Source organism: Kaistella pullorum, assembly GCF_014837035.1.
GTDB lineage: Bacteria > Bacteroidota > Bacteroidia > Flavobacteriales > Weeksellaceae > Kaistella > Kaistella rhinocerotis.
The window spans coordinates 77,011-101,894 of sequence record NZ_JACSPS010000002.1 but is presented as its reverse complement, the minus strand read 5'-3'; the positions used below and the strand labels follow the sequence as shown (position 1 = coordinate 101,894).

The following is a 24,884-nucleotide window of genomic DNA, read 5'->3' as shown; positions in this document are numbered from 1 at the left end:
ATTCAATTTAAAACTTTTCACCTATCATGGAAAAAATTACTTATAAAAATATCCTGCAGGCATTAAAATCTAAAGTTGTTTTGATGCTTGCGGGAAGTTTTGTGTTAACCTCCTGTGTCATCCAGACAGGTGGCTATACAGAAACAGACGGGGTCTACTATGACCCAAACCGTGACACACTTCCGGAAGGGTCTATGACCCACAACAGCAATAGAGTTGGCGATTATTATAACTATCAGGCTAATGAGGACCAAAACGTTTACCTCAACACGGAGAACCGAAATGAAAGCTGGCGCGAAGCGCAGGGCTCAGACTGGGGAACCTACGCAGGAACAAACACGTATTACAGCGATAACTGGGGCTACCCATACGGTTATTACAGTGGCTTCGGCTGGGGAATGACTTTTGGTTGGGGCTCACCCTGGGGATTCGGCGGATATTACAGCCCATGGGGCTACGGCGGATATTATAATCCGTGGGGCTTCGGATATAATCCATGGTACAGCTACTACGGCGGTTTCTACGACTACTATCACCCGTATTACGGCTACAGTCCTTACTACATGTACAATCCTTACGGATATGGATATGCAAATGGGTATAATACTTATCAAGGCGGCTTCACGAACAGAAGAAGCGGTACTGACAACGGATTCAGAAACATCCGTAGCTCTAGCAACAGTCTGAGAAACACGAATAACAGCGCCGGGTTCCGCAACGGAACAGCGCCAAGAAGTTCAGAAAACAGTGGCTTCCGGAATCAGACTACACAGCCGAGACAGCGCGATTTCCAGAACAACACGCGTGAGATGTCTCCGAGACAGAGTACGCCACGCCAGACGACTCCTACCTACAACGAACCCAGGTTCAGAAGCAACAGTGGCAGCGATGGCGGCTTCCGTTCCGGTGGCAGCAGAGGCGGCTTCAGTGGTGGCGCTACCTCCGGCAGTACACGCTCATCGGGTGGTTTCAGAAGATAATTTTAATTTAAATATTTAAATCAAATAATGATCAGAAAAACATTGATGATCACATCCCTTGCTGCGGCTTATCTGATGAACGCACAGGATGTTTCGACGATAAAGAATACAGCGGACGTATATTCGAGCTCCACTTTTCAGGGTTCTGCTAAATACAACGCTATGGCAGGCTCAATGGGCGCCTTAGGTGGTGAATATTCGGTGATCAATTCAAACCCTGCCGGCATCGGTGTCAGCATCGCTAATGATTTCTCGGCTACGTTGGGCATACAGTCACAGAATAATGTTTCACGGCTGAATAACCAGTCTGTGGAGTATAAAACAAACAATACAGACATTACCAATTCCGGCGGAATCGCGGTATTTCCGGTTTCATCTTCCAACTGGAAATTTGTAAACGTTGGTGTATCGTACTCAAACCGCTCACTTGACGATTATACCGAAACTCCGGGAAACAGTAACGTGTCATTGGAATATGTGGATGATAACCAGAATGTGCAAAATTTTGGATTTGCAGGTCATGCGTACAACCGCTATGGAAATCTGAACAAGACCGGCATCGCGGTAGGTGGAAACTATGCTAACAGAATTTACGTCGGAGTTGGCGTAAACTTTCACAACTCGATCCTTGACCAGTTTGATTCAGCAGCGTTCACAAATGCAACAGGATCAGTAGAGTATTTTGACAAGCAGTTCACGCCTTTTTCTGAGTCTGCCAGCGGTTTTTCTGCGTCTGTGGGTGTGATTGGAAAGATCAATCCGAATTTCCGAGTGGGTGCAGCAGTGGAAACGCCTACCTGGTGGAATATTGAGCGTATCTATAACTCCTACCCTATTTCCACATACGGATCTTACTACGAAGACCGCAAACTTTCCTCACCGCTGAAAGCAACGCTGAGTGCCGCATATGTAGCCAATAAAAACTTTTCGGTTAACGTAGATTATTCACTGGGGCTCACAAAACCTAAGTATAAAGTGTATGGCGAGGCGGAAACGGTTCTTAATGATTTCTTTTCAGACAGCTACACCAGCAACTCAGAAGTAAAAATCGGTGCCGAATACAGACTTGATGCCTTCAGATTGCGCGCAGGTTATGGTTATGCTGCAAGTCCTTTCGATTCGGTTTCCATAAGTGCTTTTGATAATGCCGGAAGCGGTGCGAACAGATCATTTGATAATATGTTTGTCAGCAGCAGAAATACAGTTGGCGCAGGTATCGGTTATGATTTCAGATCGTTTTATATCGATGCTGCATATCAATATGTTAATTCAGACTATTCAAATCCATTCCTGTACGGTTCACAAACTGCAGGAACTGGATATTATTCAGGTAATACAGCCCTTAATTCTTCTAACTATCTCGTTTCAGATGTTGAAAGTACGCAGAATAACTTCTTCGTAACTTTGGGCTGGAAATTTTAAGAACAATAGACTTCACATATGAATAAAAGCTTCGGAATTATCCGGAGCTTTTTTTAATGTGCGTGAAAGAGATGACCGAACATCCCCAGAGCCACACCGCAGATCACCATCAGTATTTTTACATAATCAATATTGTGGTTCTTGTTGCTCTCAAAGATGATCACCGATGAAATATGCAGAAAAATGCCGCCAACAAGCGCCAGAAAGTACACTTTATAGGCCGGATTAAAGAAGTTCCCAAGCATCAGACCGAGTGGCGAAGCAATAGCGAAAATGCCAATGATCAGCAGTGAAGAAGTCGAAAACTGCATTTTTTTCTGTGATAAAAATGCGCCCAGGACAAATGAGATCGGTAAATTGTGGAAAAGAATACCCATCAGATAAGGACTGAAAACATCCGTTTCATTTGCGAGTGGAATTCCCTCGAGGAACGCGTGCACAAACATTCCCAGCATCAGTGCCAGCGGCAGGATGTTCTTTTGCTCGTGGTGGTGATGAAAATGCCCATGCTCAAAACCTTTGGTGAGATTTTCTAGCAGCATCTGGAGCAGTACACCCGCGATCACAAACAGGCCGATATTTTTGATGTCGCTTGTGTAGATCTCCGGGAAAACTTCATTGAGACATACTGTTATCAGGAAACCGGCACTCAGGATGAGCAGGTTCTTAGCGAACTTCTGCTGAGACCCAAAGAACTTTCCCAAAAAAACGCCAATGACGACACTAAGAACCAGCAGGATTATTATCGGCAACATAAAATTTTTCTGTTTAGTTAGTGACTTTTCGGAATACACTTATGCAGCGCGTCGAAGTCTCCGCATCATATTCGCCGAGCGAATAATCACCGTACGTTTTCACGGTTTCCAGACCCAATTCGGCAGCATATTCCTTGATTGTTTCGGGTGAATGCAGCTTGACGCGCTCATAGTAATGATGCTCCTTATCTTCTGCTGTAAAGTGAATGTCTTTAATAACAAATTGGTTTTCAATTTTTTTCTTAATCTTAAACTCAATACCCTGCTTTACGAGCTTTTCTTCCGGCACCAGTGTATTTTTCACCCATTTCTCATTCAGGAAATCAAGCACAAAAAAACCGCCGGGCAACAGCACATTATTTATCGACTTAAAGATCTTCCGGTCCTCCTCCGGGCTGTCAAAATATCCGAAACTGGTGAAAAGGTTGAAAACGGCATCCACTTTTTGCGCGCTCACATCCGGGAAAATCTCGTTTCGCATGTCGTGAACTTCAAATTTTAAAGAAGGATTCGCAAATGTTTGGTTGTGTTTAATGCTTTCTTCGGAAAGATCGAGACCGAGAACATCGTAGCCTTTTTTATTGAGAAAAACCGAGTGACGGCCTTTGCCGCACGCTAAATCTATAATTTTGGAACCTTCGGGAATCTTTAAATCCTGCAGAAGCAAGGTAATAAAATGTTCAGCCTCTTCGTAATTCCGGTCGCTGTAAAGAATGTGATAATAAGGGGTATTAAACCATGTTTGAAACCATGCCATTCTGCAAAAATAACTATTTTTGCAAATCCTGAACTACGAATACGCGTGTTTGAGACTTCTGCAAATCCGCCCAACAATAATTTCTAGAGAACCGAAAGGAAGCTATTCCGGCTAAATATTTAACACACAGCCGGTTCAGTATAAACCCCGCAAACAAATAATGGACACACAAAATTTAAAAATACAGATCAAAACTTTTTTCGGCCTTGAGCCGGTATTGGCTGAAGAGATAAAAAAATTAGGCGGCACCAATGTCGAGATCAAAAATCGCGCGGTAAACTGTGAGGGTGACCTGGGTTTCCTTTATAAGATCAATTATTCTGCACGAACCGCACTCAAGATTTTGGTACCGGTGCTGACATTCAAAGCCTGGGACGAAAGCCGATTTTATGACAAACTTTTTGCCTTCCCGTGGGACGATTACATGAGTGTGGACCAGAGTTTCGCAATTGATGCAACGGTTTATTCCGAAAGATTCAGACATTCGCAGTTCATGTCGCAGAAAATGAAAGATGCAGTCGTCGATTATTTTAAATTCCATCACCGTAAAAGACCAAATGTTGATACGACGGATCCGGACATCAAATTCCACCTGCATATCGACCGGGAATTGGTAACGGTATCGTTCGACGCTTCCGGCGACGCGCTTTTTAAAAGAGGTTACCGCCGCGAACAGGGCGAAGCACCGATCAATGAAGTGTTAGCCAGCGGCATGCTGCAACTCGCAGGTTGGGACGGGAAAGGAAACTTCCTGGATCCCATGTGCGGTTCGGGAACTTTGCTGATCGAAGCCGCGATGATCGCGATGGATCTGCCAGCGCAGATTTTCCGTAAGAAATTCGCATTCCAAAACTGGAAAAATTACGATGCAGAACTTTTCCAGAAAATCAAGGAAGTACGGATCAACCGTATTAAAGAATTCACCGGAAAGATTGTCGGTTATGATTTGGATTCTCAAATGCTCAATGCCGCGCATCTCAATGTGGAAGCAGCCGAAATGGAAGATGTGATCGAGATTAAAAGACAGGATTTCTTCGAGTCTAAAAAAGAGCTTTTCCCGCTGCTGATGGTTTTCAATCCGCCCTACGATGAACGTATCGAAATCACCGACGATGAATTTTATAAGAAAATAGGAGACACTTTCAAGAAAAGCTATCCGAATACGCTGGCCTGGTTCATCTCTTCAGATTTGGATGCGGCTAAAAAAGTAGGTTTAAGACCATCACGCAGAATCAAACTTTACAACGGAAAACTCGAATGCCGTTTCCTGCAGTTTGAAATGTATGAAGGCACGAAGAAAGTGCATAAACTGGAAAACAATCAGTAATTAATAATCCAGCAATATATCAATTTAACAATGTAGCAATTTTCACCAGTAAACTTCCATGGTTAAAATGGTAAATTGTTACATTTTCAAATTAACCCATTTTCAAATTTTCAAATTAACGAATTGCCTTCTCTCTCCCTCATCATCGCCATCTACAACCGCAAAGACGAACTGTTCGAGCTGCTGACGTCACTGACGAAGCAAACGGACAAAGATTTCGAAATCATCATTGTGGACGATGGATCGATGATCGACCTCAGGCCCACGGTCGCGATCTTCGATGAAACGCTGCAGATACAGTTTTTCCGGAAAGAAAATACCGGCCCCGGACTCTCGCGGAATTATGGTGCCAGACGTGCAAAAAATGAATGGCTTGTGTTCGTGGATTCAGATGTGATCGTGGAGACAGATTACATCCAAAACATTAAAAAAAACATTGAAATATCAGATTGCGATGCCTTCGGCGGCGCGGATAAAGCCCACAAAGGTTTTAACCTGATGCAGAAAGCCATCTCCTACTCGATGACTTCGGTTTTCACGACAGGCGGCATCCGCGGCAACAAAAAATCCGTGAGTAAATTTCAGCCGCGGAGTTTCAACATGGGCGTACGGAAAGCTGCATTTGAAAAAGTGGGTGGTTTCTCGGAGATGCGCGTCGGCGAAGATCCCGATCTGTCGATGACATTGTGGGAAAATGGCTTCAAAACCGCTTTCTTCGATGATATCGGCGTCTATCACAAGCGTCGCGTAGATTTCGGCAAATTCTCAAAACAGGTCTATCAGTTTGGCTGTGCGCGCCCGATTTTGAACCAGCGCCATCCCGAGTACGTAAAACTTTCTTTCGCGTTTCCCACCTTCTTCCTGCTTGGTTACGTGATGGGTTTCACTGAATATTTTATCTTTCAAAAAGGCCTCATACTCGGTTTTTACGGCCTATATACGCTGCTGGTATTTTTCCATGCACTGTACAAAACGCGCAATATCAGCATCGCGGCATTCGCCATACTTTCCACGTATATCCAGATGTTTTCATATGGCTACGGTTTTCTGAAATCATGGATACTGCTCAATATATTCCGGCAGAGACCGGAGGAAGCTTTCCCCACACATTTTCACAAATCTTAAGGTTATCCGATAACTAAATAGTGATAAGCGATGAAAAAATTAATAATTTCGGTATCCATTTTTGCAATGCTGATAAACTGCGCAGTGACACCCTACAAATCAAAAAACATGGCAGAACAAAAAGATCAGGCTGAAAACCCACTTTCGCAGGAAGACACAACACCGAAAGTGACAGGAATTGGGGGAATTTTCTTTTTCTCCGAAAATCCCGAAAAGACGAGAGAATGGTACTCAGAAAATTTAGGACTCGAGGTGAACCAGTGGGGTTCAAGTTTTGAATTTCGAAATGCAAAGAGACCGGAGGAAATCAATTATTTACAGTGGAGTCCTTTCAAACAGGGAAGTGAATACTTTTCGCCGTCAAAAAAGGAGTTTATGATAAATTATCGCGTCCAGAATATCGAAGGACTTGTCGAAAAACTCAAAAATAACGGTGTGACTGTTCTTGACGAGATTGAGACCTTTGATTATGGAAAGTTCGTGCACATCATGGACGCAGAAAGAAACAAGATCGAACTTTGGGAACCTATTGACAAGGGGTTCACGGAAATGGGCGGTGAGACGACAAAATAGCAAAGCCTGAATGAAGCTGAACGACAGAAACACACATGAGGTTCAGTGCATTAATGAAAGTGAAGTGCGAAACCCGGGAAACAAAGTTCGGTACGAAAAATCCCGATTGCGTTTCGCAGGAGACTGACAGCAAACACTTGGAAAACCGCGATTCACCGCGCCCCGGATTGAGCGGCCTGTCTGAGCTCTCCCGCGACCGGCAGGGCGTGGGAAGCGAGTAGCGAAAGCCGGAAATGGCGGCCAGATAAATTAATTTTAAAAAACATAACGTATGCAGACTTATCTTGAATTTACATTTAAAATAGAACCTCTACAACCCTGGAATGAAATCCTGATGGCTGAGCTCATCGAAGTGGGATTCGACAGTTTTACGGAGGAACACGATGGCATCCTGGGTTATATTCAGAAGGATCTGTTCACCGAAAGCAGTCTGCAAAACGTGAGTCTGCTCACCCACCCGGAAGTTGAGATCAGCTACACGTACAGCGAAATGCCGAATATCAACTGGAATGAGGAATGGGAAAAAAACTTTGATCCGATCAACGTCGAAAATCAGGTTTCCATCCGCGCAGAATTTCACGAAAACCAAAATCTGCCGCACGAAATCATCATACAGCCGAAAATGTCTTTCGGCACCGGACATCACGCCACCACTTATCTGATGATCCAGCAGATGCTGGACATGGATTTTGAGGGTAAAACGGTGCTGGATATGGGCTGCGGAACTTCTGTACTTGCCATTTTCGCGAAACAGAAAGGCGCAGGAAAAACGGTGGCGATCGATATTGACGAATGGTCTGTAGAAAATTCAAAAGAAAATGCGGTGCGCAACAACGTCGAACTCGAAATCTCGCAGGGAACCGGCGAAAATCTGGGTGGCGAAAACTTTGACATCATTCTGGCCAACATCAACCGCAATATCCTTATTTCAGATATCCCGACTTATGTTTCCGTCCTGAACGACGGCGGAAGCATTCTGCTTTCAGGGCTTTGCTTTTTTGATGTAGCGGACATCATGGAAGTTTGCACGCAACAGAATCTTAATCTGAAAAGACAGCTTCAGAGGGAAGAATGGGTGTCGCTGTGGCTCGAGAAGTAAACTCGCGTAGGATTTTAACGAATGGATTCTTGCGGCCTGATTAGGTTTAAATTCAATGAAACTTTAATGTAACTGTATTAAAACTCCAATAGACTATTGGAGTTTTATTGGACTTATATTGGACTTATATTGCAGATAGCCCGAAGGAAATTACGGGATGCGCTGAAGTTCCAGATCCTCACTGATCTCCAGGATTTCGTACACCCGCCGCGAATCAATAAGCGCCACGTGATTTCCGCTAAGTTCTATTTTGTCTACATTTTCATGATAAACCACCAGCCCATTTCTCAGAATTAAAAATGCCGGATTCTTCGGATGATACGGATGTTTGATTTCTATATAATCAAAAATATTCTTCGCATCAAAAATTTGAATGGGCTGTACCAAAAGTTAACATTTAAAGCAAAGTTATTTAATTACGGCCGGGCGATTCAGATATAGGATGATGCGGCGAAAAAAAGCACCATTCTCTGCAAATTATGCGGAGAACAGTGCTTGCCTGATTTATGATTATTTAATGATAACGCCTATTGCGCCGCTGGTTAGTCAGAAATAGATGGCCTCAAAGACAGCCAGCGCGCTGTTGCCTTTCTTAAGGTGTAAGGTATCTCCGTTCAGGGTGTAACTGTCCGCGTTATGAAATACATTCAGATAGGCGCGCTCATCCATTTTGAGTTCCGTGCAGGCCCTCATGGTGACGGCCATATTTTCATTAAATGAGATTTTGCTACTGTCCTTAAGTTCATAAGAACCGCTGAAGCCATTGCACCCACCAAAACCGCTGATGCTGCCGTCGCTTCTCAGGATAAAATGCGCCTCACGTTCCTGGGCCGCCTCCATGGTCACAGGCTTACCGTCCAGGACGGTCAGTTTCCAGTATTTATTAAGAACGGGATTGGTGCTCATTTCCGCAAACACGGCCAATTGGGCCCTTCTACCCACATTCAGCATCAGTTTCCCGTCACTCAGCGTAAAGTTGTCTGCTGTGTTCAGTACTTCAAGCACATCTTTTTCAATATTCATGTCAGCAGGTGCACACATCATGCGCGAACTTGCCAGTTGTGAGAATCGTATCTGCGTTCCGTTGGTGATGGAATAATTCCCCATCAGGGTGTTGCAGCCTGTTTTACCGCTCACTTTATTAGTTCCGTCCAGGCTAATATAAACCGGTAACGTCGCATTCACCTGCTGACCGTCCAGGGAGATAAGTTCCCACGTTTTATTTACCGTATTTGAAGCTTCGGTTTTTGCATTCTGCATAGGCGTACAGCTTGTTACAATAGCTGCCAGCACCGCTGTCATTAGTAATTTCATATGGTATAATTTTAAATAATTGCATTCATCAGAATACCGTGCCGAACGTGGCTGAGGCCCCAATTAGAATGATATTAAAGTTTGAAAACGGTTTGTAAACTCAACGGTCAGAAAGCGGCAGCCAACCTCTGCACCTCTCCTTAGTTTCCTCTGTAAGTGGAATAACCGTAAGCCGAGAGCGTAATGGGAACATGATAGTGCTGCTCATCGCGGATCTGGAAAACCACCTCAATAAAAGGGTAAAAGCTTTCTGTATTGTTCTTTTTGAAGTAATCGCTCACCAGATAGGTCAGTTTAAAGATGCCGTTGGATGTATTACCCGGCAGAAAATCGGTAATCCGGCCGTTGGCATCGGTGGTTTTTTCATCCACAAAAGTCCAGGTTCCGGCCACCTGCTTTTCAAGGCGGATCTTTACACCGCTGGCAGGAGTGCCGCGCGAGACATCCAGAATGTGACTGGAAAGCTGATGGCTGTAGGTCTGGCCGAAAGCGAAAACCGACAGGACTGCAAAGACAGCAGTAAAAAACATTTTTTTCATATTGATCATTTTTGGATTATTTGGATGTTAAGATTCCTTTCTCCGGAATAGCGGCCGCACGCGCGATCGCATCGTCATTTTCGGGGCTGCCGCCACCTGCCACACCTAGGCTGCCTATCACATTGCCGCGGTACCAAATGGGTACACCGCCACTCAGGAGCAGGAGATCGGGCAGGGTGTTCAGGTTATGGGTATAGGCGTTGGCTGCGGCGTTCCTCAGCAGCGCCAGCGTCGCTGTTTTGGTGGATACCGCCGTGTAGGCCTTACGCCTGGCCGCCTCGGTATTGTGCGGACCCACACCGTCGCCGCGCATAAGCAGGATAACGGTTCCGGAGGCGTCCAGCACGGCTATGGAGACTTGCTTATCCAACTGCGCAGCCTGAGCAGTACTTCTCTTTGCAAGCTCCAGCGCAGCCTCCAAAGTGAGATGATCCGCCGGCTTTACCAAAGTGGCAAGCGGTTTCGGCGTATGCTCCGGGCGGCGTTGTGCCAAAGTCAGTGTGGACAGCAGAATCAGAAAGGGAAGGTACATTTTCATACTTAAATTTCAGCAAAGGTAATTTGCCGTTACGTAGAAAATGTTGCTCCAGGTCAACGTTTTCCTTAAATTCTGGATTTAATCCGGCTCAGGGTAGAGGGTGAAAGTCCCAGATAGGTAGCCGCCATTTTGTTGGACAGGCGCTGCAGCAGCAAAGGCTGGTGACGGATCACCCATTTTACCTTTTCTTCGGCATCAAAACTTTGGAAACCGTAGATTCTTTTCTGTGCGTTAATGAATCCCACTTCCAGGATTTCAGTGTAGATGGCCGCAAAAGCGGGCTCGGTGGCCACCAGTTCGTAGAAATCGGCGCGGCCAATGCGCAGCAGATCCGAGGGCTCAATACTCTGCAGGTATTCATCTGCAGGCAGCTGGTCTATAAAGCTGGGCAGCGCGGTGATGAAGTTTCCCTCGAAAGCAAAGTATCGCGAACTTTCATTCCCGTCCTGATCTGTGGTAAAGATGCGCAGGGCGCCCGAATTAATAAAGTAATAATGCCGGCACAACTGGTTCCGGTCCAGCAAAATCTCCCGCCGCGCCGTCTTCACCGGGCTGAAACATGCAAAAATGCGCTGCAGCGCCGCCTCATCGGCAGGCTTTCGCGTGAGGATAAAGTGTTTTAATAATTCATACATGAAGGTCAGAAGCTGGGATCATTGGCAAAGGTCAATTTCCGGACCATTGAAGTGCTGATGGAAATGCGTTTTACAATTTGGTTTTGGTCCTCATCAGTTCAGTAAGCGACACCGTAAACGGAAGGCCTGCCTTAGAGTAGGGGTTTGGCTCTTCACGTTGAATCTTTTGGTAAGCTTCCAGTCGTATGAAATCCCAGCGTACATTTTCAAACTCGGGATCGGGGACCTTGCGGATTTTGATGGCCAGATAATGGTCTTTCGGACTTTTGGAAGCTGGATAATTCAGTTCCTTCAGATGCTGGCGCGAGAATACTTTTGGGCCTTTACTTATTATTTCGAAGAGATCCGAAGCGTAAGTATGTCCGCTCCGCCGAAGCAGCAGATATTTTGCGTTCACCACCTCGCTGCTGAGTTCAAGTGATTTCTCATTATAAATTTTAAACTAATATCTTGGAACTCTTTGTTGCTTTGTCGAAAGAAGTGGGCAACGTCAACATAATTAAGTAGGATTCTCAGCGATTAATCTGAGCTTACGGGAAATTTCCTGTCTAAAGTTTTCCAGAATTTTAGCTTTGGAATCCTGGAGCGTTTCATTTTCTATCAATGCAGACTGCCCTGCCAGATCAGCTAAAACTTCAATGCCGGATTTTTTATCAATTAACTCCAAATACGGATGTCTTTCGTTGAGTATAAAAGTAGATTTCGCATCGCGGTAACGTGGTTCCCATAAACTTCCGTCTGCAACGGTTCCTGTTTCAGGTTTTAAGTATTGCTGCGGCGGTTCTGTGACCTGAGTGATTCTTATTCCGGAGGCTGCAGAAATATCTACCTTGTGCTCATAAGTCTTAGCAACAACAAAATCAAGTAATTTATTAAATATAGCAGCAAAAGCATCTGAAAAACCACTCCTGTATACTCCCAGATGATCTGCAACTATGTTTCCGAACATATCTCCGTTCGAAACTCCTATATAATTAAGCATTGCCGGATGGTACTCTCGTAGGCTTTCTTTTATTTTTTGGGGGACGTAAAGCCGGCGGTACTTCCGACCTTCGTGGGAAAGGGCATGAATATAATCTTCAACGGAGAATTTATACTCCACAACAAATAATTTTTCCGCGAGTGTTGCAGTTAAAGCGGAAATATCAGAGTCAAAATAATATTTTTCGAACTGATCATTCAATCTGTCACTTAAAAGTTCGGTACCGGAATTGGGGAGATTATTTATTTGCTGAATGTAATCTGTTTTTTCAGACTCAGCTGCAAAAAAGTATAACGTAACTGCTGAAATGTGATCCAGATATATTTTAAAGAGCTCGCCTCTGGAATCAAATATTTTGTAAACAAGATCTACAGGAAGAGGGATAGCTTTTTTCCAGAATATTAATTCTTCCTGCCTGCTGTCAGGTAATTGCGCAAGCAGATATTTTTTGAAGTCGTGTTTATTTAGCGTGTGTATTTCCATTCTCTTTAATTTTGAGTTGAATTTCTTGTACTGTCAGTGGCGGGTTTTTTAAATGCGCTATTGCGTGACAGTTAGGACAAAGGGGAACGAAATCTTTAATCGGGTCGGGTTTAATTACGCCGTTTTCTGAAATCGGATTCAAATGGTGAACATGTATGTAATCCCTGGCAATATCACCGTATAAGTCCTTCATTCTTAATCCGCAAACCTTGCAATTGTAACCATGGTAAGCAATACATAGTGACCTGTTTCTGTGGCTACGCTCGTATCGTGTTAGCAAGTCTGATTTAGCTGATCCCTCTTCCTCTGCTTCGACGTTGTATGGAAAGATGTTTAAAATAAAGGATATTAAAATATCCGAAAAACTATCTGCATGATCGCCGCCGCCTCTCTTTTTATATATTAAATTAAAATCCCAATTTTCAAATTTGCGTGTTGAAGGATCTAGATTTTTTTCAATGTAGTGTTTGTGAACTATAACAGAAATGTTTTCATATATTTCCAGCAAATTTTTTAGCGGACTTGCAGGGTCAGCGAGGCTTTGTGCTGCATGAGATGACAGAGTTCTCGCAAAATTTTCAAATTTTAGCTGTACTTCATATTTTGAACTTTCTTCCAGTACCATCACAAGGAAACCTGTTCCTTTAGCTATGGAATTATCACGGAACTGAAACAATCCTCCATCTTTATCGAGGATTTCCCAGTTTTCGGGAAATTTTTTTTCACAGTAGGATTTAAAAGAACTCATTCAATAGATTCAGTGGATTCATAATTAAGCTCTTCCTTTATTTCAGGAAGCTCTTCTGCCAATGTTCTTAATGATCGTGATACACTGACGCGCATATCTTCAAGATTTCTTTTTACGGTATCACTCATTACACTCAGCTCGGCTTCAGCAAGGCTCCACAATAATGAATCCATCGCAATAATCAAGGCTGAATTATCCTTGTTAGCCAGATAGAACTTTTTGTAGAATTCATGCGACTGATTGATAAAAACGGCATGTCTGTTTCCGTCCACCAGACCGGGACTCCACAGGACACCATCCGTCAGATTTTCTTTTGTTTCAATTACGCGGGAGTCTTCGAAATCGAACTGTAGTTTAACCCTCGTCGTACCGAACTTATTTTTGATTTCAGCTTCACCACTGCTCGTATCAATATTGTTCACGACAGATCCGCTGGTTGCTGATGCATGATGTTTTTCGATCGCAGTACTGGACTTTGCATGCTGTTCATTTAAGAGCTCATTATTATTTTTCACCTTACCTGCAGTACCCACACGATACCTGCGGTTCGCTTCATTTCTTGCCGGTGCAATCACTTTTTTCAAGTGTTCGCGTAAATCCTTCGGTAGATCTATCCGTGATTTTTTAATATCTATTTGAAAGTAGTGGTCCAGTTTGTGATCGAACAATAACTCCACCCTAATCAAATTTAAGTGAGGGTCCTTGACAAATAACCTATGGGGCCATCCCCCTGAATAAATCATCCGACCTTCGCGGAAAACGTGAAAGCCTTGATTATCCAAACCATATCTTGCTTTTTTTTCCTCCTCGGTATTAAGTTCACTTTTAGTAGGGAGAATATAAATATTAACATAGAATTCACCGATCACTTCTTCTTCGCCATCTTTCATTTCCGTTATTTGAAAAGGCTTGTTTTCGTGAATTTCCACCCTTTTCGCACCGTCATCATTAAGCCAACGACAGAAGGGATCCCAAGGCTCTAGCGGAGTTTTATTTACAAAGATCTCTATCTTAGGATTACCACTGCTTCCACTTAAAAAATTAAAAAAGACCCCCGATAAATGTTCGCGTAATTCCTGTTCAATTTTATCAAGCTGCTTCTTTAGAGAACCGTCACCTGTCGATCTTACAAGGCGGTCGATTGATTCCCAGATGACAATGGTTCCATTTTTACCTACTGTCACCTTATTTAAAAAAGCTACTTCTTCCTCATAATCTTCCATTTCGGGTCTCAACAATATCCACTTGTCTAATTTTTTAATTGTATCCAGATCCCACTGCCTTATTGATAACTGATTGTCCTTTTTAGAAATCACAGTTAATTTGCGACAAAAAGAAGTTGAAGCTGTCTTCAAACCCATACCAAACTTTCCAAGTGATTTGGGACTCGGTCTTAGCGGAGACCCATAAATCATAGCTGCTTCCAGAGCTGCTTCGTCCATACCGTTACCATTATCAGCAATCCACAATGAGGGATTATTACCGAAATCTGTTTGCAATATGATCTCAATTTGATCTGCGTCCGCTGATACTGAATTATCCACAATATCAGCGACCGAGGTTGTAAAGATATAGCCGGTATCTCTTAAGCTTTCTACAAGGCGGGCGGCCGATGGTTTCATTTCATCCAGTGTGTCTAAAGAATCTGTCATAAAATTTATTTTATAATTGGTGTTTTGCTTAGTGAAGAGAGGTAGTCGTCAAAAGATAAATCATCGGACGTTGAAGTTACAACCTCACCCGAAAGCTGTCGTTTATTTCGCAGGCGGTTATCTATCATTTCCTCTATTGTATTGACGTAATATAAATAGTAAACATTAACATTTTTTTCCTGTTTATTGCGGTATGATCTGGCAGTAGCTTGTTCCTCCAGTGCCGGATTCCACTGACGAGTGTAATGAATAACATGGTTTGCAGCGGTGATATTCAGCCCCATACCGGCGGTTTTAGGATTTAAAACCATTATACTGAAGCCTTCGAATGCAGAAAAATCATCGATTCTTTTATGTCTTTCCGAAACTTCGACTCTGCCGTCTATAGTGAAAATAGTGGTTGCATAATGTTCCTCCAATACTCTTTTGAAAGTATCTATCATTTTCAGATATTCAGTGAAGATTATAACCTTTTCATTACGGATCCTGATTTCATCAAGTATTTCAATCGTTCTGGTAAACTTTGAACTGGCGTTCGACAGCTGTTTTACATCAGCATTTTCAAATGAAGGTGAATCGAGCAGTAAAGGGTGGGTTGTATATTGTCTAAGATTTTGAATCAGTGTAAAAACATTAGCCGGACTTTCCGTTTTTATCCGGGCTAATATAGACTCACGCTCATTATTATACAATGAGGCTTCATTGCCGTACATTTCGAGAGCCTGGTGTATATCAATTTTATCCGGCAACGAATCCAATACATCTTCTTTTTTTCGCCGAAGCATAATAAAAGATGTTTCATTGCGGAGCGAGGACAGGTCCGACTCTATTAAAGTCTGCTCGATATCTTTTTTTATAAATTTATTAGTAAAAGATTCCCGTGTGCCGAAATAACCAGGCAATACAAAGTCTGTTAATGACCACAGATCGAGTAATGAATTTTCGACCGGAGTTCCTGTCATTGCTATTTTTACTTCAGCTTCTATATTACTTAAAGAGATCTTTCTTTCCGAATCTGGATTTTTAATTAAGCTGGCTTCATCAATTATTATCGCACCCCATTTTAATTTGTTAAATAAATACTGGTCATTAATGATCATTGAGTACGACGTGATAACAATATCTTTGCTTTTAAGTAATTCTACTGAGCCGGTTCTGACAGAGCCATGGTGTACATATGGCTCCAAAGCAGGGGAAAAAAATAAAAATTCTCTTTTCCAGTTTTCAAGAAGCGTACTGGGCACAACAATTAATATATTTTCAAAAATCTTCCTTTCCAGAAGCCAGGCAGTTAATGCTATAATCTGTGCCGTTTTACCCAAACCCATATCATCGCCAAGAATACCGCCGATTTTGTTTATACAACAGTACTGCAACCACTTTAAGCCATCTTTCTGATAGTCATACAGGTCCCTAATAAATAGAGATGAATTACCGGTATATAAATTACTTTCTAAAATCTGCTTAAAATCAAGCTGCTCGCTTGAAAATTTTAAGCAAGAGTATTTGTCACGTTGTGAATAAAGTTCAAGCGCAAGAAGCAGGGGTAAATTGCCGGAAGCATCAAGCTTCTCCAATAAACCAGCGGTAAACAAAACAGATTCTTTATCCACCGACAATACTTCTCCATTTTTAATCAGGTAATTGTTTTCGGTTATAAAAATAACCTCCTCCACATTAAGCTGCCTTGTTTTAAAAACCGAAGTTAATTCAAATGATAAAGATGCGAACTCTGAACCTATGTCCACGTTTACTACCAATTCATTTTGTGATTTCACTACCTTTAATGCTGATACTTCCTGATCAATTATAATTTCTCTGTAAGAAATCCCAAAAATATCCTTCTTAATATGCAACAGGTTGTAGAGGTCCATAGGGGTTAAAGGCACTAAAGAAGAAGTTTTGTTTGCAAACTCAATCTTTTTTATTTCCTTGTTTAAGACTATAACCTGATTCATATATTAATGATTTCCATTTATAAGTTACCGGTGATTCACAAATCCAATAGCTGATTTTTTATTTCAAAAGCCAGAGTGCTAACTACCGGTACAGAAACACTGTTTCCAAACTGCTTGTACGCTTGGTTATCGGATACAGGAATTTCATACCAGCTGTCAATAGGGTATCCCTGCAGTTTTGCAGCTTCAACTGGGTGAAGTTTTCGGGGACGGTCAGGTTTTCCTTTTACGCCTTTTTGTTCGATGAGGATTTCACTTCCATCCTTATAATATCTTGCAGAGATGGTACTTGTATAAGATGATTGAGAATTAAATATTGAATAGCCGAAACCATTTCCCTTTTCTGCATGCATAATCTTTCTTCTCTGATGCCCTTCCCATAATTTTTCAGAAATGGTGTAAGTTTTATTATCCCTGTTTTCAAATTGCTGCAACTCCTTGTTTGTTAACAGGATATCGCCAACCTTTATTTTTTTTGCCAGTTCATCGCGTTTCTCTTTTTCATAAATCACTTCATCTTTCTGCGTGAGACCAAAAGGGAATTTAAAATCATTTTTTTTAACTGAATCCCTATGCCAAGCTACAATGAATATCCTTTCCCTGTTCTGGGGAACGCCAAAATGCTTACTGTTTAATACTTCGGCCGCCACCTCATAACCAAGATCATTTAGTGTATGCTTAATAACCTTGTATGTATTTCCTTTATCATGATTTCTAAAGCCTTTTACGTTTTCCAAAAGAAGAACTCTTGGAATTGCAACTTTTTTATCAAGTTTGTTAGCTTCAATTTTCGCCCGAATGATTTCTTTAATATTAAAAAATAATGTTCCACGCGTATCATCAAAACCTTTCTTTAAACCTGCATGAGAAAACGGCTGACAAGGAAACCCTGCGCACAGTACATCAAAATCCGGAATATTGGAGTAAACGAGTGCCGAATCCGTAATATCCTGGTTAAAATGTCCCCCAGTAAATAACTCAGGCGATATTTTGCTAAAATTATGCTCGTAGGTCTGCCGTGCAAACTTATCTATTTCTGAGGCGAATACGCATTCGCCACCATTTTCGTGCATCGCGATATGAAATCCTCCTATACCTGCGAAGAGATCTATAAATTTAAATTTGTGCATGCTGCTTTTAAAATTAGTAAAAAGAAACTCACAAAATCAAAAAAAATATTTATCAATTATTTTGACCTTGTAGCTACTTTATTTGAGACTGTGGCAAAGATATTAAAAGATAGGTGCGAAGCAATTACACTAAAACTATATAGTACAAAAGTGCCAGTATATTTGAAAACCGCGCACTGTTTTTGCTGTTAAAGATTATAAATGTAACATGGCAGACAGACATACCCCTGCACAGCGCAGCTTTAATATGAGCAGAATCAAGAGTAAGAATACCAAACCTGAAATGTTGTTACGTGGAAAACTGTTTGCTGCAGGATTCAGATACAGACTGAACGTCAAAAATCTTCCCGGGAAACCGGATTTGGTTTTCAAAAAATATAAAACTGCAGTCTTTATACATGGTTGTTTCTGGCATGGACATGAACACTGCAGGTATTTTGTAACTCCCAAAACCCGGACTGAATTCTGGACAGCAAAGATCAACGGGAATATCAGGCGCGATCTAGATAATGAACGGAAGCTTTTAGCTGCTGGTTGGCAGGTTTTAACTGTGTGGGAGTGTGAGCTTAAAAAAAATCGAATTGATGAAACCATCGAACTTATTCAACAGAAAATAAAAAGTAACGTCGGGGATGCAGCAAGTTAAGTAGTTAATTTAGGTTCAATCTTTGCAGCCACCCATCCATATTCCAAAATCTACCCCATGATTCCAAAGAAAATCCATTACTGCTGGTTCGGCGGACAGCCTAAGCATGAACTGGCCGAACACTGCATTGCTTCATGGAAGCGCATTCATCCCGATTTCGCGAGATTATTGAATGGAACGACAGCAACTAGCCAGCCCTGAAAGCAAAAAAAAACCGCTCCGCAAATTGCGGAACGGTTGTGGCCCAGCTTGGGCTCGAACCAAGGACTTGCTGATTATGAGTCAGCTACTCTAACCAACTGAGTTACAAGGCCAAAAACATCAGGATGTATCCCGGCTGTTTTTATGAGGTGCAAAAATAAGCTTTTTTATAGATTACCAAAATATTTTTCAGGCTTTTTCCTGGCATAATTCGATCAGGACGCCATTGGTGGACTTCGGATGCAGGAAAACCACGAGCTTGTTGTCGGCGCCGTCTTTAGGTTCTTCGGAGATGAAGATGAATCCCTCTTTTTTAAGTCTTTCAATCTCAGCATAAATGTCATCTACACCGAATGCAATATGATGGATGCCCTCCCCTTTTTTTGAAAGGAACTTTGCGATTGGGCTATCTTCGCTGCTGGCTTCCAGCAGTTCAACCTTGCTTTCGCCGACCTCATAAAACGAGGTGGTGACGCCTTCCCGCGCAACCGATTCCTGTTTGTAGTTTTTCTTTCCGAGCAATCGCTCAAACAAATCATCGGAAGTGCCGAGGGAATTGACGGCGATGCCGATATGTTCTATTTTCATAAATGCTTTTTGTTTTTATACAGTCACCCGCGTGAGGGCGGAGTGCATTGTCGGAGCTCTTTTTGTGGGCGCGCCAGCGCCCGCAAAAAAGCGACTGCACGCAGACCGGCCTTTTTCAGCGGCTGGCAAGGGTGCTGGCGAAAAAAGGACACGCCCAAATATTTCAAAACAAAAATACTAAATTTGCACCATGAACGAAAGCAACAGACAAAGAAAAGTAGCCCAGATTATACAGCAGGACATGGCTGAACTCTTCCGCAAACAGGCGTCTGACAGCAAGCAGAACTTTCTGGTCACCGTCTCTGATGTGAAGATCACGGCCGACCTGAGTATTGCCAAGGTATATCTCAGCATTTTTCCGCCGGCTCTGCGAAGCGCGATCATGAAGGAGATTGAGGTGAACAAATCTACCTACCGCAACTTCCTGGGCCAGAAAATGGGCAAGCAGGTGCGCATCATTCCGGACCTGAATTTCTACCTCGACACCACGCTGGACGATGTGGAAAAAATAGAGAAAGAACTGAAAGGCGAAGGCGACAACCCGATTCTATAAACCTCCACAACTCTTGAAAAACACGCCGTTCTATATCGCGACGCGCTACCTTTTGGCCAAGAAAGGCAGCACCGCTGTGACGTTCATCACGTGGCTCGCGGCACTGGCGATGACGGTGGCTGCCACCGCGATGTTCATCATCATCTCGGTGTTTTCAGGCCTGGAGGACCTGAACCAGGACCTGATTGCGAACCTGCACGCTGATCTTACGCTCAAAAGCAAGTCGGGGAAAACTTTACCGGAAATTCAGAAGGCTGCAAAAGTGCTGGCGTCTGAACCGAAGATCGCGCATTTCTCAAAGGTCATTGAAGAAAAAGTGTACATCAATTTCCGCGAGAACGGCGATATAGCCAATCTGCGCGGCGTAGATTCGGCTTATGTACTGGTGAATCCGATTGACAAAAATATTTTCTACGGCTCTTACCCGAGTTTTAAATATTCGAACGAAGTACTGCTTGAAAACAAGCTCGACAACCGGCTGAGTATTCCCGTAGGCGAAAGTTCGGACGTGGCCAACCTGATGATGCCCAAACCCGGCACCGGAATCATCAGTAAGGAGGAGGATATTTTCAACAAGCGCGACATCTTTGTGTCCGGCGTTTTTCCGGGCAACGATCAGCTCGACAACACGGTGATATCACCCATCGAACTAACACGCGAACTGCTGGAACTCCCTAAGAATTCGGCTTACCAAATCGTCATTAAACTTAAAAATGCCGACGAAGCGCAAGCCGTGAAAAGCGCTCTGCAGCAAAAATTGGGAAGTAAGTACGTCCTTACCACCAAATCTGAAGAAAATGCGGCCTTCTGGAAGATGATCAATACCGAAAAACTGTTCATCTACCTGATCTTCGCACTGGTGATTTTTATCACCACCTTCAATCTGGCCGGCGCGATCATCATCCTTCAGCTCGACAAAAAGGAGCAGGCGAAATCATTGATTTCGTTAGGTTTGAATCAGAGATCACTTAGAAATATTTACTTCTATACCGGAATTCTCATTGTAGCCTTTGGTATCCTGAGTGGTTTGCTGCTGGGGACTGTACTGAGCTATGTGCAGATCGAAACCGGATTTTTCAAGGCCGGTGCAGGCACAGACCTGGCATTTCCGGTGCGCATTCTTCCCGTGAATTACTTTATTGTCGCCGGTACGGCAGCGGTTTTCGGTGTAGCGGTATCCTGGTTTTTTTCCAAGGTAAACACTACCTATTCCACTCAAAAGTAAAAGTTTACCGTTCCTAATTTTTCTTTACCTTTACACCCCTAATTTTTAATCAATAACTGATATGAAAAAGTTACTATATTTTCAAATTGCGCTCTTCATTGCGGGCTTCGCAACAGCGCAAATCCCAAACGGATATTATAATACGGCAACCGGTACCGGATACGCCCTGAAAACACAGCTGCACCAGATCGTAAAGAACGGTCACCGTGACAATGGCTACAATGCTTTGCTTGACGCTTACAAAGTAGGTGACCTGGATAAATATTATGAAAATGACAACACAATCCTCGACATTTACTCGGAAAAACCCAACGGGCCGGATGCTTACAACTGGATTCCCGGACAGAAGGAGTGCGGAAACTACAATGGTGAAGGCGTATGCTACAACCGCGAGCACGTTTTTCCACAGGGATTTTTCAATGAGAACGCGCCGATGAAAAGTGACTACCTTCACATCTTCCCTACCGATGGCTATGTGAACGGTAAACGAAGCAACTACCCTTTCGGTACCGTAGGAAATGTAAGCTGGACATCAACTAACGGTTCGAAACTCGGCACAAGCAACTTCCCGGGTTACAACGGAACTGTATTTGAGCCTATCAATGAATTCAAAGGTGACATCGCACGAAGTCTGCTTTATTTTATCACCCGCTACCAGGACAGACTTGCAAGCTTCAAACACACCGACGCGAATAACCCGCAGGATGGTTCATCAGACCGCGGTTTCGATCAGTGGTATATCAATCTTTTGCTCCAGTGGCACCAGAATGATCCTGTTTCGCCAAAGGAAATTGACCGAAACAACTATGCATACACGTACCAGGGCAACCGAAACCCTTATATTGATCACCCGGAATACGTAACGATGATATGGACTTCAACACTCGCAACAGGCGAAACAGAAGTAAAAACAGGTGGACTGCAGGTTTTCCCGAATCCGGTGAAAAACGGCGAAATCAGCGTTAAAGGCGAGAATCTTAATGAGGTTGCGCAGGTACAGATCTTTGATCTTACCGGAAAACTGGTTCAGTCTGTCAGCCAACCGTTCAAAAACACATCGAAGATTTCACTTCAGAACTTACCAAAAGGTGTGTATATCCTGAAAGCCGGAAGCAGCAGCACCAAATTCATCGTGCAGTAAATCATTTAGATGTTAAATAATAAGACCGGCGCTAGCTGGTCTTTTTTTGTTTTAATATTTAACCAGCGTCTTGGCTGAAATAATCAAAAAAAATCCGCCTCTCTAAAGAAGCGGATCTTCGGATCATTTAATTTCGGATCATTTAATTAATATGTTCCTATTTTTTAATGAACTTAAGCGTTACTGTTTTGCCCGTTCTGGATGTAGCGTTCAGAATATAAACACCCGCTTTAAGGCTGTTCACCGCACTTTCACTCCCTTCAAAAACAATTTCAGTGGCTCTGCCGCTCAAATCGTAAATCTTCGCCTGGCTTACCGGTTCGCTTAGAAGCAGCCGGTCTTTTACCGGATTCTGTACGATCCGCAATGTAGAACCTGCAGTCTGGTCACTTACAGCAAGCAATTCCGCAGGTAAATTACTGCGTTTCAGATACAGTGTTGCATTGGCTACATCCACTTCTTTGTCATAAAAAACGTGGTAAAGTTTGCCGTTGCTGTGCAGGAACTGGTCACTCCACGGTGAGTACGGCGCGCTTTCCGGAACATACAGGGTATAAACACCCGCAGTGCCAAAACTGGTATCCAGCGAACCATTTGGATTGATGCGGCGGAAGTTTTTGTTATAACCAATGGTATTGTTGTTTCCGTCGTAGATATAATCAATATTTTCGGCAATGATGCTGCCGCCGGGCTGAAATACGAAGTTGCTGCCCACAAAATCCTGATAAGTTGCCGTTCCGTTAACTCCAAAGTTGCTTACAGGCAGCAAATCTGCATTCAGCTTTATGATTTTGTTGTTCGGATCTTCAATGAAAATATTGTTTCCGCTGAAATGCACATAGGAACCCTGAGCTAAATTGAAAATGGTGGTATTGGTGGAACTTTCGTTATCAAGTTTTATCAGCCTGTTACTTAAGTAATCGTGAAGATATAGGGCATTGCCTATCCGATTAATTTCTTCCACATCAACACTGAATGATCTCACACCGTTATTTCCGTATGTTGTGTCCAATGTTCCATTCTGATTAAATCTCATAATATAATCGCCACCATAGACCAAAAATTTTGAAGAAGGTAATGGAATCAGACCATATGGCGCATCCTCTTCCGCCATATTGCTCTGCTGATAGCCTGTGAAAGTGTTATCCACCGTTCCGTTGGCATTCAGGCGCAGCATTCGGAATGAAATGACGCTCTGGTCAATTCCGTTGTCGTATTCAGAACCGTACAGGGTCAGAATTTTTCCGTCCGGCAATGGATAAGCCTGTGAAAATGCTTCGTAATAGTCCATGCCGGCATACTGATCAATCACAAAACTTCCGCCCGTTCCAAATGAGGTATCAATACTTCCGTCAGGTTTCATTTTCACCATTTTGGCCTGCGAGATATTTAAATCTTCAATATACCGGTCGCCACTGAGGAGCACGTTGCCGTCGGGAAGTTCTGTTGCTTCAAAGAGACTCAGAAGATCCGGATGCGTGTACGTTCCGTTCGTCCCGAACGACGGGTCAAGTGACTGTGCATTGAAGCCGGCAAAGGCCAGCACAACAAAAGCTGATAAAGTTTTCTTCATTGTTTTAAGGTTTTAAGCAAATGTACACCAGTGACCTTAGGCGAATCAATACCACTTTAGGGCTATTTTTTCAGACTGCAGATATAGGAGGATTATCAAAAAACATCAGCTGTTGCTCATCATAATACGAAAAATTGTTGTGTCCGAGTAAACCATTTTCTATTTTTGAATGATGGAAAAGACCGCATTCGGCCTTATTGGCAAAAACATCTCCTATTCATTCTCAAAAAGATACTTCGAAAACAAATTTCAGCGGCTGATGCTGAAGGATCATGCCTATGACCTTTATGATTTACAGGATATCGCAGAGGTACAAAGGCTTTTTGAGAAACCGAATCTCCGGGGCCTGAATGTCACGATTCCATTCAAAGAAAAAATAATTCCTTTCCTCGACGAATTGAGTGATGAAGCGCGCCAAACAGGCGCCGTGAATTGTATCTCAATTAAAAATAATATAAAAACCGGTTACAATACCGATGTATTCGGTTTTGAGAAAACTATTCTGCTCCACCGAAATGAAAATCACCGGTCGGCGATCATCCTGGGCAACGGCGGCGCCGCAAAAGCTGTACAGTACGTCTTAAGCCAAAATGGAATTGATTTTATAACCGTCAGCAGGAAATCAGAACAGAATTTTGAAAATCTAAGTCCGGAAACCGTGACAGAACATCTTCTGATCGTACAGTGCACGCCGGTCGGCACCTTCCCCAGTGTTGAAGATTGCGTACAGTTCCCTTTCGAGTCACTTACCAAGCAGCATCTGGTAATCGACCTGATTTATAACCCATCAGAAACCGCATTCATCAGAAATGCGGCACGCCAAGGTGCGAAAACGGTCAATGGTCTGTACATGCTCGAGCAACAGGCCGAAAAAGCATGGGAAATTTGGAACCGTTAAATAAAAAAAATTTAATTAATTTAGTGCACTGATACACAAATG

Annotated in this window: 26 protein-coding genes and 1 tRNA gene; 11 read left to right on the top strand and 16 right to left on the bottom strand. The window is 43.0% G+C overall.

Annotated features, from left to right (window positions below; genetic code table 11):
* Nucleotides 1–26: 26 nt before the first annotated feature.
* Both H9628_RS04950 and H9628_RS04945 read left to right on the top strand, forming a co-directional pair.
* On the top strand, nucleotides 27–980 hold the full coding sequence (locus H9628_RS04950; protein ID WP_251833019.1) for a prolyl-tRNA synthetase: 954 nt from the start codon (nucleotides 27–29) through the stop codon (nucleotides 978–980).
* A 27-nt stretch (nucleotides 981–1,007) separates the two neighbouring features.
* A complete protein-coding gene (locus H9628_RS04945; protein ID WP_251833018.1) occupies nucleotides 1,008–2,402 on the top strand; it encodes an OmpP1/FadL family transporter in 1,395 nt (464 codons plus the stop codon).
* 53 nt (nucleotides 2,403–2,455) lie between these two features.
* Here H9628_RS04945 and H9628_RS04940 read toward each other — a convergent pair whose 3' ends face one another.
* Together H9628_RS04940 and H9628_RS04935 are read right to left on the bottom strand one after the other, a co-directional pair.
* Nucleotides 2,456–3,157, bottom strand: a complete 702-nt coding sequence (locus tag H9628_RS04940; RefSeq protein ID WP_251833017.1) for a ZIP family metal transporter — start codon at nucleotides 3,155–3,157, stop codon at nucleotides 2,456–2,458.
* 13 nt (nucleotides 3,158–3,170) lie between these two features.
* A complete protein-coding gene (locus H9628_RS04935) occupies nucleotides 3,171–3,914 on the bottom strand; it encodes a class I SAM-dependent methyltransferase (RefSeq protein WP_251833016.1) in 744 nt (247 codons plus the stop codon).
* A gap of 160 nt (nucleotides 3,915–4,074) precedes the next feature.
* On the opposite strand from H9628_RS04935, the gene H9628_RS04930 reads away from it, so the two are divergent.
* From H9628_RS04930 to prmA, 4 genes are all read left to right on the top strand, one after another.
* Nucleotides 4,075–5,241, top strand: coding sequence for a THUMP domain-containing class I SAM-dependent RNA methyltransferase (locus H9628_RS04930; protein ID WP_251833015.1), 1,167 nt, complete (start codon nucleotides 4,075–4,077; stop codon nucleotides 5,239–5,241).
* Between the two features lie 123 nt (nucleotides 5,242–5,364).
* Nucleotides 5,365–6,366, top strand: coding sequence for a glycosyltransferase (locus H9628_RS04925; RefSeq protein WP_251833014.1), 1,002 nt, complete (start codon nucleotides 5,365–5,367; stop codon nucleotides 6,364–6,366).
* 30 nt (nucleotides 6,367–6,396) lie between these two features.
* On the top strand, nucleotides 6,397–6,939 hold the full coding sequence (locus H9628_RS04920) for a VOC family protein (protein ID WP_317172608.1): 543 nt from the start codon (nucleotides 6,397–6,399) through the stop codon (nucleotides 6,937–6,939).
* A gap of 271 nt (nucleotides 6,940–7,210) precedes the next feature.
* On the top strand, nucleotides 7,211–8,038 hold the full coding sequence (gene prmA, locus H9628_RS04915; protein WP_251833013.1) for a 50S ribosomal protein L11 methyltransferase: 828 nt from the start codon (nucleotides 7,211–7,213) through the stop codon (nucleotides 8,036–8,038).
* A 150-nt stretch (nucleotides 8,039–8,188) separates the two neighbouring features.
* Here the strand turns inward: prmA and H9628_RS04910 are convergent, their stop codons facing one another.
* The 11 genes from H9628_RS04910 to H9628_RS04860 form a co-directional block, all read right to left on the bottom strand.
* Complete coding sequence (locus tag H9628_RS04910; protein WP_251833012.1) at nucleotides 8,189–8,425, bottom strand: hypothetical protein; 237 nt, start codon at nucleotides 8,423–8,425, stop codon at nucleotides 8,189–8,191.
* A 159-nt stretch (nucleotides 8,426–8,584) separates the two neighbouring features.
* Nucleotides 8,585–9,352 carry an META domain-containing protein gene (locus H9628_RS04905; protein WP_251833011.1) on the bottom strand — a complete coding sequence of 256 codons (768 nt, stop codon included), beginning with the start codon at nucleotides 9,350–9,352 and terminating at the stop codon, nucleotides 8,585–8,587.
* 140 nt (nucleotides 9,353–9,492) lie between these two features.
* A complete protein-coding gene (gene uraH / locus H9628_RS04900) occupies nucleotides 9,493–9,891 on the bottom strand; it encodes a hydroxyisourate hydrolase (protein WP_394368175.1) in 399 nt (132 codons plus the stop codon).
* 16 nt (nucleotides 9,892–9,907) lie between these two features.
* Nucleotides 9,908–10,429, bottom strand: coding sequence for a GlcG/HbpS family heme-binding protein (locus tag H9628_RS04895; RefSeq protein ID WP_251833010.1), 522 nt, complete (start codon nucleotides 10,427–10,429; stop codon nucleotides 9,908–9,910).
* 65 nt (nucleotides 10,430–10,494) lie between these two features.
* Nucleotides 10,495–11,064 (bottom strand): Crp/Fnr family transcriptional regulator, encoded by a 570-nt coding sequence (locus H9628_RS04890; RefSeq protein WP_251833009.1) that lies wholly within the window; start codon nucleotides 11,062–11,064, stop codon nucleotides 10,495–10,497.
* A gap of 70 nt (nucleotides 11,065–11,134) precedes the next feature.
* Nucleotides 11,135–11,461, bottom strand: a complete 327-nt coding sequence (locus H9628_RS04885) for a hypothetical protein (RefSeq protein WP_251833008.1) — start codon at nucleotides 11,459–11,461, stop codon at nucleotides 11,135–11,137.
* A 102-nt stretch (nucleotides 11,462–11,563) separates the two neighbouring features.
* Nucleotides 11,564–12,529, bottom strand: a complete 966-nt coding sequence (locus tag H9628_RS04880) for a hypothetical protein (protein WP_251833007.1) — start codon at nucleotides 12,527–12,529, stop codon at nucleotides 11,564–11,566.
* A complete protein-coding gene (locus H9628_RS04875; protein WP_251833006.1) occupies nucleotides 12,507–13,277 on the bottom strand; it encodes an HNH endonuclease in 771 nt (256 codons plus the stop codon). The genes H9628_RS04880 and H9628_RS04875 overlap by 23 nt, the downstream gene beginning before the upstream one ends.
* Complete coding sequence (locus H9628_RS04870) at nucleotides 13,274–14,929, bottom strand: ATP-binding protein (protein WP_251833005.1); 1,656 nt, start codon at nucleotides 14,927–14,929, stop codon at nucleotides 13,274–13,276. The genes H9628_RS04875 and H9628_RS04870 overlap by 4 nt, the downstream gene beginning before the upstream one ends.
* A gap of 5 nt (nucleotides 14,930–14,934) precedes the next feature.
* Nucleotides 14,935–16,887 carry a DEAD/DEAH box helicase gene (locus H9628_RS04865; protein ID WP_251833004.1) on the bottom strand — a complete coding sequence of 651 codons (1,953 nt, stop codon included), beginning with the start codon at nucleotides 16,885–16,887 and terminating at the stop codon, nucleotides 14,935–14,937.
* 35 nt (nucleotides 16,888–16,922) lie between these two features.
* Entirely contained in the window at nucleotides 16,923–18,017 is a 1,095-nt protein-coding gene (locus H9628_RS04860) for a DNA cytosine methyltransferase (protein WP_251833003.1), read from the bottom strand.
* 208 nt (nucleotides 18,018–18,225) lie between these two features.
* On the opposite strand from H9628_RS04860, the gene H9628_RS04855 reads away from it, so the two are divergent.
* Nucleotides 18,226–18,663 carry a very short patch repair endonuclease gene (locus H9628_RS04855; RefSeq protein ID WP_262891787.1) on the top strand — a complete coding sequence of 146 codons (438 nt, stop codon included), beginning with the start codon at nucleotides 18,226–18,228 and terminating at the stop codon, nucleotides 18,661–18,663.
* 240 nt (nucleotides 18,664–18,903) lie between these two features.
* Here the strand turns inward: H9628_RS04855 and H9628_RS04850 are convergent.
* Nucleotides 18,904–18,977, bottom strand: a tRNA-Ile gene (locus H9628_RS04850).
* Nucleotides 18,978–19,053: 76 nt separating this feature from the next.
* Entirely contained in the window at nucleotides 19,054–19,452 is a 399-nt protein-coding gene (gene mce / locus H9628_RS04845) for a methylmalonyl-CoA epimerase (RefSeq protein WP_251833001.1), read from the bottom strand.
* 190 nt (nucleotides 19,453–19,642) lie between these two features.
* Here mce and rbfA point away from each other — a divergent pair, with 190 nt between their 5' ends.
* From rbfA to H9628_RS04830, 3 genes are all read left to right on the top strand, one after another.
* Nucleotides 19,643–20,005, top strand: a complete 363-nt coding sequence (gene rbfA / locus H9628_RS04840) for a 30S ribosome-binding factor RbfA (protein ID WP_251833000.1) — start codon at nucleotides 19,643–19,645, stop codon at nucleotides 20,003–20,005.
* Nucleotides 20,006–20,018: 13 nt separating this feature from the next.
* The gene (locus H9628_RS04835) at nucleotides 20,019–21,230 is read left to right on the top strand and encodes an ABC transporter permease (RefSeq protein WP_251832999.1); all 1,212 of its coding nucleotides are present in this window, start codon (nucleotides 20,019–20,021) and stop codon (nucleotides 21,228–21,230) included.
* A 61-nt stretch (nucleotides 21,231–21,291) separates the two neighbouring features.
* The gene (locus tag H9628_RS04830) at nucleotides 21,292–22,371 is read left to right on the top strand and encodes an endonuclease (RefSeq protein ID WP_251832998.1); all 1,080 of its coding nucleotides are present in this window, start codon (nucleotides 21,292–21,294) and stop codon (nucleotides 22,369–22,371) included.
* Nucleotides 22,372–22,528: 157 nt separating this feature from the next.
* Here H9628_RS04830 and H9628_RS04825 read toward each other — a convergent pair whose 3' ends face one another.
* Nucleotides 22,529–23,944 carry a T9SS type A sorting domain-containing protein gene (locus H9628_RS04825; RefSeq protein WP_251832997.1) on the bottom strand — a complete coding sequence of 472 codons (1,416 nt, stop codon included), beginning with the start codon at nucleotides 23,942–23,944 and terminating at the stop codon, nucleotides 22,529–22,531.
* Between the two features lie 172 nt (nucleotides 23,945–24,116).
* On the opposite strand from H9628_RS04825, the gene H9628_RS04820 reads away from it, so the two are divergent.
* A complete protein-coding gene (locus H9628_RS04820; RefSeq protein ID WP_251833707.1) occupies nucleotides 24,117–24,842 on the top strand; it encodes a shikimate dehydrogenase family protein in 726 nt (241 codons plus the stop codon).
* Nucleotides 24,843–24,884: the final 42 nt, after the last annotated feature.